This is a genomic window from Oculatella sp. LEGE 06141 (assembly GCF_015207605.1).
Lineage (GTDB): Bacteria > Cyanobacteriota > Cyanobacteriia > Elainellales > Elainellaceae > Oculatella.
In genome coordinates, this window is the sequence record NZ_JADEWO010000015.1 from 63767 (window position 1) to 77718 (window position 13952).

Consider the following 13952-nt stretch of genomic DNA (forward strand, 5'->3'; position numbering starts at 1 on the left):
GTTCTGCCCAAAGAAATATTGTGCATCTGTCCAGGGACATTGACGGCTACATTTAGTCCTTAATAATGAAAGGGGCTGAATCGCTGTCAGTGTCTGCCTTCTGTATCCAGTTGATTTTCAAAAGAGTTGATCCAATTTAATTTCAAGGATTGCATCAGTCAAACGGATGATTATAATGAAACCGTTTGAATACAGTTAATATATTCAATAAATTAAGAAATTAGTCTTTATTAAACTCAAACGTTGTTGTTACTTGATCTGGCATAGAATGATGGCTCTAGTCGCCTGACTTAGCTCTAAAGACAATGCCCATTCGCACTCGAACCATTCGCCGCTTGCGAAGGAGGGTGAATCCGGTTCGCTGCATAGCGGTTCTAGCCTTCGTGATCCTGATGTTGAGCTGGATTGGGTTTGTTCTTATCCGTACGCCAACGGTTATTTTTCCCCCTGCGGCTCCGGTAAGTCTGGTTACCGTTTATGTGACAGACTACGGCTACCATTCCCGGCTCACGCTGCCAGAGCCAGATGGCTCTTTAATTCAATACACCTATGGCGATTGGCGCTACTTTGCTTTGAAGCAACAAAACCTGACCAGCGGACTCGCAGCCCTGCTGCTACCAACGCCAGCAACATTAGGTAGGCGTCAATACGAAAATTTTGAGAGTTTGCGACAATCTCTCGGTTCAAACTGGCAAGCGGTTTTGCACAGCGTTCCCGTAGCTGCAACCAGCGTTACCCGGTTAGTGGATAGATTAGATCGTCGCTATCAGCGCAACCTGCAAACTGAAGTGGTTCACCCTGACAGCGGACTAAGCTTCGTGCAAGACGATCAGGTCTATACGTTAGTTCACAACAGCAACCACGAACTGGTGGAATGGCTAGAGGCTTTAGGATGCCGGGTTGAAGGCTTTGTCACCTGGCCTAACTTTGAAGTGGAATCGGCGAATTGAGCAGAGTTGAGCAATGGGTTTCTGCGTCTCAATTGAACTAGCGCGGCAGCAAACCGTTAATTTTCTGCTGCCAGAGTTGATCAACGGTGACAAACTGATAGCCCTGCTGCAACAAGCGTGGAATGAGCTGATCCGCGATCGCCGCTACATCTTGGCCTCCATAATAGCCATCATGCAACACAATCAGTGAACCGTTTTGGGTTTGGGCTAACACACGTTGCACTGTCACCGCAACGCCGGGACGCAGCCAGTCTTCTGGGACAACGCTCCACATCACCGGACGATAGTTCCACTGCCGAAAGTAGGCTAACGTTTGCGGCGTAAACACACCCACCGGAGGGCGCACATCACGAACCCGCTGCTGTGCATCAGCAATACTAATGTGGCAAGCTTGGGCGATCGCCGCCTGCGTCTGCTCCAGGCTTTGCCGCAGCTCGCTCACCGAAAGTCGAGGAAACAGCCGATGCTGATAACCGTGTAACCCCACCCAATGCCCCCGTTGCCAGACCGCCTGCGCCACATCTGGACTGCGGTTTACACAAACGCCCAACCAGAAAAAACTGGCGGTAACCTGGTAGCGATCGAGTACCTGCAACAGTTGCAGCGTGTGTTGCGGATGCGGCCCATCATCAAACGTTAGGGCGATCGTCTTGGATGTTACATCCCCTGCCCACAAACAAGCAGAGAACGTAGGCTTGAGAAGTCGATATAAAACAGGATAAACCGGCGCAAACTGCATTGGCATGTCATTAACTGGTATGGCAAGCTCGTCTAACCCAGGCCGACTGCACCAACGAGGTCAGCACGTCTCCGGTCAACGGTCGCACTAGAAACCCATCAAGCCCTGGATTATCCTCCTGTTCTAGCCAACTGGGAGCATTACAGTCTGTTAAAGCCACAATCGTTGTTCCACATGCGTCCGCCAGATGACGCAACCCGTTAACCAACAGATCTGACCATTCGTGACGGCTTCCTGCCAGAATCACTAACGCTGGAGTGGATTGCTCGGTGTTGAACGTTACTTGATCCATCGAGTGGGCAAACACCAGCGGACAACTCAGTTGCGCCAAGGATGACTCTAACATTCGCAGATCATCACACTGTTGACCTAAGACCAGGACATAGTTTCGTGAGAGGTTCATAGTCTGCATAGACGCTATCCGTAATATAGAACCTCATCACCATTCAATAGCGCTGGGTTTATGAAGCAGAATGGCTCTGCCCATCTCTTTCAGGTTCATCCTTTAGGGTGGGGCGTTTCCATTTTTCTTAGCCTTCAACCCGTAACGTTTAACAATTTTTCTGCAAACGAAATCAAACGCAACAAACTTGTATTTACAGCCATTTTCATTTGCATTCACCACACTCCAAACCCTACGCCCATCTTAACGAGACTGTGGCTGACTCGATTGAGAACTGCTGTAAGTTGAAAAACGGTTTTTTGAAGTGGCCAGACGTTCTCTGGAGGGGTGTTCGAACAGCATCAGGTTTTACGGCGCTTCAATTCAGCTTGAATCGCCTGGGTGACGGTTTGAATCACTTTCACTCGCGCATAATGTTTGTCATTGGCTGCAACAAGATGCCAGGGCGCTTGTGGCGTATGAGTCCGGAGAATGGCCTGATTAACCGCCACATTGTATAGCGACCATTTCTCTCGGTTGCGCCAGTCTTCGTCCGTGAGTTTGTGCTGCTTAAACGGGTCATCGTCTCGTAGTTCAAACCGTTTAAGCTGCTCTTCTGGACTGATATCCAGCCAAAACTTCAGCAGCACATAGCCCGCATCGACCAACTGTGATTCAAATTCGTTGATTTCCCGATAGGCTCGCCGCCATTCTAAATCGGTGGCAAACCGCTCGATGCGCTCTACCAGAACTCGTCCATACCAACTGCGATCGAAAATTCCAATGGTGCCACCCGTAGGCAACTGTCGCCAAAACCGCCAGAGATAATGATGCTGCTTTTCCTCATCGGTTGGAGCAGCAAAGGCATAGACAAAATAACTGCGCGGATCGAGCGTATCGGTCAGACGTTTGATGGCTCCCCCTTTTCCGGCAGCATCCCAGCCCTCGAAGATAGCCAGCACTGGCACCTGATGGTTATGAATTTTGAGTTGCAGCTTTCGCAACTCTACCTGTTCGTGCTTGAGCTGGTCTTTGTAATCGTCTTCGGATAAGCTCAAACTCAAGTCCACTTGAGCCAGCAGGTCGGGTTCGGTCGGTTCTAACCGTTCTTGCAGCGGCATCTGGAGTGGCGGGCTGGTTGCCGCCGCCCGATCAAGCGCTTCAGTTAACACAGCGGCCACCTGCGTCAACACCTTTACCCTGGCCCAGCGCTGGCAATTGCCCTCTACCAACGTCCAGGGAGCCGCACCAGTACTGGTTTGAACTAGCATCTCTTCGGCCAGAGTAGAATAGCGATCGTAGGACTTGTGCTGCTGCCAATCTTCTGGCCGCACCCGCCACGCCTCCAGCGGATCGCCTGCATACTTCTTTAACCGACGCTTCAATTCATCCTGGCTGAGGTGAATCCAAAATTTGGCGATCGCTACACCATCATCTGCTAACTGTCGCTCAAAGGCATTGATTTGCTGCATCACCCTCGGAACCTGGCCATCTGGAAGGTGATCGAACAGCCGATCTTCCAGAACATGCATGTACCAACTGTGGTAATACAAGCCAATTTTGCCTCGGGCAGGCAGCTTTTGCCAAAAGCGCCATAACAATGGATAACGGCGTTCATCTGCGGTCGGAGTCAAGATGGGATAAACCGTGAACCCTCTAGGATCCATGCAGTCTGCCAGTTTTTTAACGATCGATCCTTTTCCGGCAGCAGCCCACCCTTCCAGCACAATCACCGTCAGCAATCGCTTTTCCCAGCAGGCCGCTTGCAGCGATCGCAGCCGCAGCATCAGTGCCTCTAACTGAGTACGATAGGTATCCTTATCAAGCGTTGTACTGAGATCGAGGGCATCGAGCATGAGTACGTTTCCCACCAAGTTTTCCACAGCAATGCACAGTTTTCCACAGATTTAAGTAGGTTTTCCACAGAAATCTTTAGAAAACTGTTCGTTTATATTACGTTTGCTAGCGGCAAGACGTTAGGGCTGATGTACCGTTTTAAACCACGTTACCACTGGTAACGCTTACTCCCATTCAATCGTGCCAGGTGGTTTGGAGGTGATATCGTACACCACGCGATTAACGCCCCTGACTTCATTAACGATACGGTTGGATACCGTTTCCAGGAAGTCATAAGGGACGCGAGACCAGTCCGCAGTCATCCCATCTTCGCTGGAAACCAATCGTAGAACAATGGGGTAAGCGTAGGTACGCTGGTCGCCCATGACACCTACACTACGGATGGGTAATAAGACGGCAAAGGCTTGCCAAAAATCGTGGTACATCCCCCGACGATTGATCTCTTGACGCACAATATAGTCGGCATCGCGCAAAATATCCAGCTTGTCATCTGATACTTCACCCAAAATTCGAATAGCCAAGCCGGGGCCAGGAAACGGATGGCGATTCACAATTTCTTCGGGCAACCCGATCGATCGCCCCACTTTGCGGACTTCGTCTTTAAACAGCTTCCGCAACGGCTCAACCAGCTTGAACCGCAGATCTTTTGGCAGTCCGCCAACGTTGTGGTGGCTCTTGATCTTAACGGCAACCCGCTCTCCCGTCTTCGGGTCAACATTGGTATCAGCAGACTCAATCACATCGGGATAGAGTGTGCCCTGAGCCAGGTAGTCAAATGGCCCCAGCCGTTTAGATTCTTCTTCAAACACTTGAATAAACTCGTGCCCAATGCGCTTGCGCTTCACTTCAGGATCGCTGATTCCCTCAATCTGCGAGAGAAAACGCTCACGGGCATCAACATACTCCACCGGAATATGAAACTGCTCCTGAAATAGCTTGACGAGCCGTTCGGGTTCGTATTTTCGCATGAAGCCCTGATCGATAAAGACACAGGTCAACTGGTCGCCAATGGCTCGATGCAGCAGAAAGGCCAGCGTTGAGGAATCAACCCCGCCAGACAGCGCTAGCAGCACCCGCTTATCGCCGACTTTGGCACGAATTTCTCGCACGGCTTCCTCAACAAAGGCAGAGGTTGTCCAGGTGGGTTCGCAGTCGCAAACGTGATAAACAAAGTTGCGAATTAAGGCCAACCCGCCCACCGAATGAACCACTTCGGGATGAAACTGTACTCCGTACAACTTCCGTTCGTGATGGGCGATCGCCGCACAGGGCGTGTTGTCTGTGTGAGCCAGCAGTTCAAATCCACCGGGCAAGCGAGCCACCGAATCTCCGTGGCTCATCCACATAGTGGTGCCGTCTTCCACGTTTGTTAATAAATCGGTTGGATCGTCGATATAAAGCGATGCTTTACCATACTCACCCCGCTCGGCTCGTTCCACTTCACCACCGAGTTGCTGCACCATCAGTTGCATTCCGTAGCACACACCCAGCACGGGAATCCCCAGATCCCAAATTCCCGGATCGCAGTGCGGAGCGCCCACATCATAAACAGAACTGGGGCCACCCGAGAAGATAATCCCTTTAGGGTTGAGTTGCTTTAACTGCTCTGGTGTCGTGCGGTAAGAGAGAACCTCTGAGTAGACTTGAGTTTCACGAATTCGACGGGCAATTAACTCAGAATACTGAGAGCCAAAATCCAGAATGACGATCATCTGGCGATCGAGTCGATTAAGCGAAGCGTCTGAAGAGGATTGGAGCGGTTGTTCAGTTTGAAGAGACACCGGAGATTCCTGATATAAAGCCTAGAATGGATCGAATAAACGAATAAAACAGCTTTTATACCGCCTGTATGAAAAAAAAGATTAAGAAGAAACAGAACTTATTATTTTAGATATTCTAACCAGAATATCAGAGATGGGGGAGAAGTTCGACGGCGGTTTTGCCGCGAGTGATAATTCTGCGATCGCGATCAAACAGGATAGCGCCCACTGCAACTGTGCGATCGCTGTGTGTTCGAATATAGTCCTGAGAGCGTTGTTCAATTTGACGAGCGATCGCGCCATACACCTGTTCGACCCAACGACTGCCCTCCGCATCCAGCAGCCGCAGATGGCTTAATGCCGCTTCAGCCGTGGCGCTATTAAAGACAGCCTGCACTTCAGCCGTGGGTAAGCCTTGATTGGCACAGTGAGCCGCCAAAATTTCGTGCCGCCCATCCGCTACGTGGTGATGCGTATGGAAAATGCCGCCCGCCAGCTTCATCAGTTTCCCGTGATAGCCAAACAGCAACACCCGCGACACGCCTTGAATTCCGGCTTCCACCAGCAACGAACCCAACCAGTTTGCTGTTTTGATCAGGCGATCGGCTGGAATACCGGAGCGTAGAGCCAGATCCAAACCATTTTCGCCAATGCAAAAAACCAGCCCATCATGCAGGTTGGCTTTTTGGCGCAACTCTGCTCGAAACAGGTCTAACTGACCCGGCGCACTCAAGGGATGGGCAATGCCAGACGTGCCCAGTAGCGACAGTCCTTCCACCACTCCAAACGCCGCATTGGAGGTGCGTTCAGCCAGCGCTTTTCCTTCGGGCAAAATAATAGTGACCCGCACCGTTTCATTCGCTTGCAGCCAGCCCGCCAGGTTTTCTTGCAACAGCCGACGCGCATAGGCATAAATGGCAGGCTGTGACCCGGCATCTACCCGTTGCCCAATCCCATCTCCGCCCAGCAGCACAATCGGCTCGGTTTGATCGGGTACGTTCCGCTCCACAACCGCCCATACTGGCGTATGCCGGGTTAAGTCCAGGTTATCACCAGGATCGCTGCGGGTAATCGCCAGAGCCGAGTTCGCGGTCAACCGTGCGACTTGTTCAATCGGAATCGTTGCCGTTTGGGCTGGCTCGATCAAATGAACAGACACTTCAGATAACGAGGTTACGTCCTGGCGCAACCAGCGGAGAGCAGCGATCGCCGCCGCACAGGCAAAGACTGGCAACGTGTAGCCAGAACGAGGAGGGGTAGAGTCGATCGCTAAATTAGCCAAGGCGTTGCACTACATCATCTACTTCATCTTGCCTTGAGCGACAAACCAAATGCGATCGGGTTCTGGCAGTTTGACGCGTTCGATAAGATCAAGGATAGGTCAACGCAATATTTGCACAATATTTGCAATAGTTTAAGGATCGGCAAAAACCGTGAATCGAGTCGATTACCTGCGGATTAGTCTGATCGATCGCTGCAACTTTCAATGTCAGTACTGTATGCCAGAGGGCGCAGAACTGGACTACATTCAGCAGCAGGATGTACTAACTCACGACGAACTGATAACGCTGGTACGGGAGGTGTTTATCCCCTGCGGCTTTACTCGGTTTCGCTTAACTGGAGGAGAACCCTTGCTGCGGCGTGGGGTGGTAGATATAGTGCGATCGATCGCCAACTGCCCTGAAACAGAAGACCTGTCTATGACCACCAACGCTTTTTTGTTGGCGGGTATGGCACACGATCTATATGACGCTGGGCTGCGACGCATCAACATCAGCCTGGATTCGTTAGAACCAGAAACGTTCGATCGCATGAGCGGCAACCGTGGGCGATCGCGCTGGCAGCAAGTGTGGAATGGCATCCAAACCGCCCATCGGGTTGGGTTCAATCCGCTGAAGCTAAACGTCGTTGTGATTCCGGGCATTAACGATCACGAAATATTAGACTTAGCCGCGCTAAGCATCGAGCGAGAGTGGCATGTGCGCTTTATTGAATTCATGCCCATCGGCAATGCAGGGTTGTTCAACCACAGCGGTTGGGTGAACTCAGAGGATCTGCGGCAGCAAATTCGGCAGCGCTGGGGGTTAACAGAAGGGCAGGTGCGTGGCAATGGCCCCGCCGACGTGTTCCAAATTCCGGGAGCTAGGGGAACACTGGGGTTCATTAGCCAAATGTCAGAATGTTTTTGCGATCGCTGTAACCGAATGCGCCTTTCGGCAGATGGGTGGCTACGGCCTTGCTTGTTGAATGAAACAGGGCAAATTGATTTTAGGACGGCACTCCGTTCTGGGATTTCACCCTCTACGCTTCAGGCACAGGTACAACAGCTACTGACCTTCAAATCTGAGATCAACTTCAAGCAGCGAGAATCTGGAACAACAGGGATCTACGGGCGCACGATGTCACAAATTGGCGGATAGCTCAGTTGAAAAACCGCCACATGGTTAAGTGCATCACTTGACAGATCCAATACAATCAGATTCGGAGTATAAGCTACAATACCTCAGTGGTGTGAATGAGTAATAATGACTAGCACGATTTTAGTTCCAAATCGATTGTCTGCTCCGCCTAATCCTCAGGCTGTAGTCTACGAACCCGGTTCTGCAAGCGACTCCGCTCCATTGTCTAACTGCACGGGAGACGCTTCTTCCCATTCGTCAGCACGTCAATTGCCCTATCAGCAGAACCACCAGGCTGAACTGTTGCACCTTCAGGCCGAAACAGAAGCGCTGTTGCAGCAGCTACAAACCCTCAAGCAGCAGCGCATGGCTGCCAGCCATCAGTCGTCCAATCACGAATAGAACCGTTCAGGATGAGTCGCATTGCCAGGTTAGGTTTTTGCTTGCAAAACTGACGAGCAAGCCTGATGTTCTATTGCGATCGCCGCCCATCAAGCGACCTCCTTTGCACTGCTCTTCAGTCTCGATTCCGCCGCTCTGCGACATGAAGAAATCTAGCGAGGGCAAGGAGTCTGTGTTATAAATGTTGAGGTTTGTTAACTGAGTGCCCGGTCGTAATTTACGCTACCGAATACTTCAGTAACAAGCCAATAGACAAGCGTATAGAAGGCGTTGCCTGCTATCTGTCTATGCAATAGACTTAGCAGGCTTTTTAAGTGCGAAAATACACGTTTCGTCAACCAGTACTGGAGAATTTCAATTGTTCATGACTGCATCAACAGTAAACGGCGAGAATGTGGCGACTGCCACCACTGAAATCGGCTCAAACCTCCGTCTTAAAGAGATTTTGCAGACTTTGCCACCCGACTGTTTCAAGAAAGATCGGCTTAAGGCATGGTCTTCAGTCGCGGTTAGCATTGCTGCGGTCTTTCTAGGCTACTGCGGGATTGCGATCGCCCCCTGGTTTCTCTTGCCTATAGCCTGGATTTTCACTGGAACAGCTCTTACGGGGTGGTTTGTTGTCGCGCACGATTGTGGGCATCGCTCGTTTGCCAACCGACGCTGGGTTAATGACCTGGTCGGGCATGTACTGATGATGCCATTGATGTATCCATTCCATAGCTGGCGCATTCTCCACAATTACCACCACACGCATACCAACAAACTCGACATTGACAATGCGTGGCAACCATTTCAGCCTGAGTTATACGACCAGGTTGATCCGTTCAGACGGAAGGGATATGAAGCGTTGCGAGGTCGTTTTTGGTGGATTGCGTCTATCGTCCATTGCTTTGGGCTTCATTTTGATTTAGCCAATTTTGCGCCCAAAGATCGAGACAAAATTAAGTTATCCATTGGGGTAGTCGTTGTGTTTGGGGCGATCGCCTTTCCGCTGTTAATTGCAACAACGGGGATATGGGGCTTTGTCAAATTTTGGTTACTGCCCTGGATGGTTTATCACTTCTGGATGAGTACGTTTACACTGGTGCATCACACCGATCCAGAGATTCCATTTGAAACCGTTGATAACTGGAACGCGGCTCAGGCGCAACTAACAGGCACCATTCACTGCAACTATCCCCGCTGGGTCGAAGTTCTTTGCCACGATATTAACGTCCACGTGCCGCACCACATCTCGACGGCAATTCCGTCCTATAAGCTGCGGATGGCACATCAAAGTTTGCAATCCAACTGGGGGGCACTGATGCGGCCAGAAAGTCAGTTTTCGTGGGCGCTGATGCGTCGCATTACCGATCGCTGCCATCTATATTCGGCTGAAACATGCTATCAGTCCTTTCAAGAGCATCATGACGCTCGCCAGTAATTAAGGCGCTCGTTAAGCTGCGATAAAAGTCGGTAGGCAAATGCCTACCGACTTTTTTGTTGGTTGCTGGAGAGCCGCACCTCCCCCCCCAAAGCAGCCGCATTCGATGACTTTTTTGATGAATTTACAGATGGGCAAAGCGATCGCTCGCCTCGATCAACGCCGAACGAATGCCCGGTTCCGCCATTGAGTGTCCGGCATCTGGAATCACCCTAAACTCCGCTTCTGGAAACGCTTTATGTAAATCCCAGGCCGACACCATCGGGCACACCACGTCGTAGCGTCCCTGCACAATTATCGTCGGCAGATGCCTAATGCGATCGCACTGCCGTAATAGCTGATCTTCCGTTTCTAAGAAGCCCTTATTAACAAAGTAGTGGCATTCAATTCGAGCAAACGCCGCTGCAAACTCATCTTGGCCAAACGCCTGTTGCAACCCCTGATCGGGATAGAGCTTACTCGTACTGGCCTCCCACACCGACCAGGCGCGAGCCGCTTCTAATCGAACATGGGGATCTGAACTGGTCAGCCGCGTATAGTAGGCTGCAATCAAGTCGTGGTGTTCCTCGGGTGGAATCGGTTCAAGGTAACGCTCCCAGGCATCTGGAAAGATCTTGCTTGCCCCCTCCTGGTAAAACCACTGCAATTCCTGCTGCCGCAACAAGAAAATACCGCGCAATATCAACCCTGTACAGCGATCGGGATGGGTTTGAGCATAAGCCAGCGATAAGGTGCTGCCCCAACTGCCACCAAACACCGTCCACTGCTTGATATTGAGATGCGATCGCAACTGTTCAATATCATTCACCAAATCCCAGGTTGTATTCTGCCGTAACTCAGCATGGGGCGTACTGCGGCCACAACCACGCTGATCAAACAGCACCACCCGCCACTTTTGCGGATCAAAATACTGACGATAGGCGGGAATGCAGCCCCCCCCTGGCCCACCATGCAAGAAAACAACAGGTGTTCCTTCAGGGTTGCCTACTTGTTCAAAGTAGAGGGTGTGTAAATCCGATACTGGCAGCGTTCCAGTATGATACGGCTCAATGGGGGGATATAGCTCTCTCACAGTTTTACAGCTCAGCAGTATGACATTCAAGCCAGAATAGCCTTGAGGACAACTTTACAGTAGCGGATGGCTTGGTGCATCAGGCTCTATCTTTTCACGGCTGTGCCTTTATGCCTGCAAGCGGGGGTTGCTCCGACTCGTTTTGTCGAATTGCAACACATGATTGAGAATAGACATGAAGCACTGGCTTGGGTTCTCTTTTTGAGATCTCAAGTCAACGAACCGACCGTTTAGAATTAAGAATCTAGCGATCGATCCTTGTATTTCACCATCTGACCGTTACCGCTTCCCTAATCCTGTCCAACTTGCAGCCTGAACCGTAGATAATCCCATGTTTAAGTCTCTCAGCGGCGCTCAAATTCGGCAAACCTTTCTCGATTTCTATGCAGCTAGAGGCCATCAAATATTGCCCAGTGCCTCTCTGGTGCCCGAAGATCCGACGGTGCTGCTGACGATCGCCGGAATGTTGCCCTTTAAGCCGATCTTCTTGGGGCAGCGAAAGTCGGAGTTTTTGCGTGCCACTACCTCGCAGAAGTGCATCCGCACCAACGATATTGAAAATGTGGGACGCACAGCGCGTCACCATACTTTCTTCGAGATGTTGGGGAACTTTAGCTTTGGCGACTACTTTAAAGAGAAGGCGATCGCCTGGGCGTGGGAACTGTCTACTGAGGTGTTTGGGTTGCCAGCCGAACGGGTGGTGGTCAGCGTCTTTCGTGAAGATGAAGAGGCGTTTGCCATCTGGCGTGACCAGATTGGCATTCCCTCCCACCGCATTATTCGCATGGATGAAGCGGATAACTTTTGGACTTCTGGCCCTACAGGTCCCTGTGGCCCTTGTTCTGAGCTGTACTACGACTTTCATCCCGAACGGGGCGATGACACGATTGATTTAGAAGACGACTCGCGCTTCATCGAGTTCTACAATCTGGTGTTCATGCAGTACAACCGGGATGCAGACGGCAACCTTACCCCACTTCAGGCGCAAAACATTGATACAGGGTTGGGGCTGGAGCGCATGGCACAGATTTTGCAGCAGGTGCCCAATAACTACGAAACCGATCTGATCTTGCCGATCGTGCAGACCGCAGCAACAATTGCTGGCATTGACTACGCCACATCAGACGAGAAAACGCAAGTCTCGCTAAAGGTGATCGGGGATCACATCCGAGCCGTGGTGCATCTCATTACCGATGGCGTAACTCCATCTAACACCGATCGCGGCTATGTGCTGCGTCGCTTGATTCGGCGGGTGGTGCGGCACGGACGGCTCATTGGTATCGATCGCCCCTTCACACCAGAGGTGGCCGAAGCGGCGATCGCCCTTAGCGAAGATGCCTATCCCAACGTTCGGGTGCGCGAAACCTCGATTAAATCAGAACTGCAACTGGAAGAATCCCGCTTTTTGGAAACCCTCGATCGGGGTGAAAAGCTGCTGGCTGAAATCATTACCCGGACGAAGAAGCAGATTTCTGGCAAAGATGCCTTTGTCCTGTACGACACCTACGGCTTTCCGCTGGAGTTAACCCAGGAAGTTGCCGAAGAGAAGGGGCTAACTGTGGATGCTGATGGCTTTGAGGCAGAAATGGAGAAACAGCGGCAGCGATCGCAAGCTGCCCACGAAACCATTGACCTGACGGTACAAGGCTCGATCGATCAGTTGGCCGAACACATCCACTCAACCGAGTTTTTGGGCTATACCGAGTTCTCCAGTTCTGCTCAGGTGGCAGCCTTGCTGGTAGAAGGCAAAGCGGTTGACCATGCATCTGCGGGTGCAACCGTGCAAATTATTCTGGATCAAACGCCGTTCTATGCCGAATCGGGTGGGCAAATTGGCGATCGTGGCTACCTCTCCGGCGACGACCTGCTGGTGCGGGTGGAAGACGTGCAAAAAGAATCAGATTTCTTTGTCCACTTTGGCCGAATTGAGCGGGGAACGCTGAAGGTGGGCGATACGGTGTCGGCTCAGATCGATCGCGCCTGCCGCCGTCGTGCCCAGGCAAACCATAGCGCAACTCACCTGCTGCAAGCGGCGCTGAAGAAATTTGTGGATGAGTCGATTTCGCAGGCTGGATCGTTAGTGGCGTTCGATCGCCTCCGGTTCGACTTCAACCTGTCGCGTCCTGTCACACCGGATGAGCTTCAGCAAATTGAAGAACAGGTCAACACCTGGATTGCCGAAGCGCATACCGCCCACATCACCGTAATGCCGTTGACCGAAGCCAAAGCCAAAGGCGCAACCGCCATGTTTGGCGAAAAATATGGTGACGAAGTGCGCGTGCTGGACTTTACTGGCGTTTCGATGGAACTGTGCGGTGGCACCCATGTTAGCAACACGGCTGAAATTGGCGTGTTCAAGATTGTCTCTGAGTCGGGCGTTGCGGCTGGCATTCGCCGCATTGAGGCGGTTGCTGGCTCTGCTGTATTGGACTACCTCAACGTGCGCGACAAAGTGGTGCGCGACTTGAGCGAACGCTTCAAAGCCAAGCCAGAAGAATTGCCCGATCGCGTCACGTCGCTGCAAATCGAACTGAAGCAAACGCAAAAACAGCTAGAGACATTGCGGGCTGAACTGGCGCTGGCGAAATCAGATCAGTTGCTTGACCAGGCTCAACCCGTTGGCTCCTTTAAGCTACTAGTGGCCGAAATGGCAGGGGCAGATCCCGAATCCCTCAAAACAGCGGCAGAACGCTTGCAGAAAAAACTGGGTGATGCGGCTGTTGTGCTGGGTTCAGTGCCCGAAGCCGACAAAGTTAGCCTGGTAGCAGCCTTTAGCAAGAGCGTTAACGACAAAGGCTTACAGGCTGGCAAATTTATTGGAGCGATCGCCAAAATTTGCGGTGGGGGTGGGGGTGGCCGTCCTAACCTGGCACAGGCGGGTGGACGCGACCCCAAGCAACTAGCAGTGGCACTAGAAACCGCTCGGCAGGAATTGGAGACTGGCTTGGGCTAACCTCTAACCAGTTCA

The 13952-nt window shown here is 51.6% G+C and carries 11 protein-coding genes; 5 read left to right on the plus strand and 6 right to left on the minus strand.

The features are described from left to right. The first annotated feature begins 305 nt into the window (after window positions 1-305). Window positions 306-950 carry a hypothetical protein gene (locus IQ268_RS12805; protein ID WP_228035313.1) on the plus strand — a complete coding sequence of 215 codons (645 nt, stop codon included), beginning with the start codon at window positions 306-308 and terminating at the stop codon, window positions 948-950. 37 nt (window positions 951-987) lie between these two features. Here the strand turns inward: IQ268_RS12805 and IQ268_RS12810 are convergent, their stop codons facing one another. From IQ268_RS12810 to cbiD, 5 genes are all read right to left on the minus strand, one after another. Next, the gene (locus tag IQ268_RS12810) at window positions 988-1689 is read right to left on the minus strand and encodes a polysaccharide deacetylase family protein (protein ID WP_193879332.1); all 702 of its coding nucleotides are present in this window, start codon (window positions 1687-1689) and stop codon (window positions 988-990) included. Between the two features lie 10 nt (window positions 1690-1699). Continuing rightward, on the minus strand, window positions 1700-2101 hold the full coding sequence (locus tag IQ268_RS12815) for a hypothetical protein (RefSeq protein ID WP_193879182.1): 402 nt from the start codon (window positions 2099-2101) through the stop codon (window positions 1700-1702). Between the two features lie 332 nt (window positions 2102-2433). Continuing rightward, on the minus strand, window positions 2434-3927 hold the full coding sequence (gene pap, locus IQ268_RS12820; protein WP_193879335.1) for a polyphosphate:AMP phosphotransferase: 1494 nt from the start codon (window positions 3925-3927) through the stop codon (window positions 2434-2436). A gap of 165 nt (window positions 3928-4092) precedes the next feature. After that, window positions 4093-5709 (minus strand): glutamine-hydrolyzing GMP synthase, encoded by a 1617-nt coding sequence (gene guaA / locus IQ268_RS12825; protein WP_193879185.1) that lies wholly within the window; start codon window positions 5707-5709, stop codon window positions 4093-4095. Between the two features lie 127 nt (window positions 5710-5836). Beyond that, entirely contained in the window at window positions 5837-6955 is a 1119-nt protein-coding gene (cbiD, locus tag IQ268_RS12830; protein ID WP_193879338.1) for a cobalt-precorrin-5B (C(1))-methyltransferase CbiD, read from the minus strand. Between the two features lie 166 nt (window positions 6956-7121). Between cbiD and moaA the strand changes: the two genes are divergently transcribed. From moaA to IQ268_RS12845, 3 genes are all read left to right on the plus strand, one after another. Beyond that, window positions 7122-8108, plus strand: coding sequence for a GTP 3',8-cyclase MoaA (gene moaA / locus IQ268_RS12835; RefSeq protein WP_193879188.1), 987 nt, complete (start codon window positions 7122-7124; stop codon window positions 8106-8108). A 105-nt stretch (window positions 8109-8213) separates the two neighbouring features. Then, window positions 8214-8489, plus strand: coding sequence for a hypothetical protein (locus IQ268_RS12840; RefSeq protein WP_193879191.1), 276 nt, complete (start codon window positions 8214-8216; stop codon window positions 8487-8489). Between the two features lie 364 nt (window positions 8490-8853). After that, window positions 8854-9912, plus strand: coding sequence for a fatty acid desaturase (locus tag IQ268_RS12845; protein WP_193879194.1), 1059 nt, complete (start codon window positions 8854-8856; stop codon window positions 9910-9912). Window positions 9913-10036: 124 nt separating this feature from the next. Here the strand turns inward: IQ268_RS12845 and pip are convergent, their stop codons facing one another. Beyond that, complete coding sequence (pip, locus tag IQ268_RS12850) at window positions 10037-10984, minus strand: prolyl aminopeptidase (RefSeq protein ID WP_193879197.1); 948 nt, start codon at window positions 10982-10984, stop codon at window positions 10037-10039. A 331-nt stretch (window positions 10985-11315) separates the two neighbouring features. Between pip and alaS the strand changes: the two genes are divergently transcribed. Next, complete coding sequence (alaS, locus tag IQ268_RS12855) at window positions 11316-13937, plus strand: alanine--tRNA ligase (protein WP_193879200.1); 2622 nt, start codon at window positions 11316-11318, stop codon at window positions 13935-13937. Window positions 13938-13952: the final 15 nt, after the last annotated feature.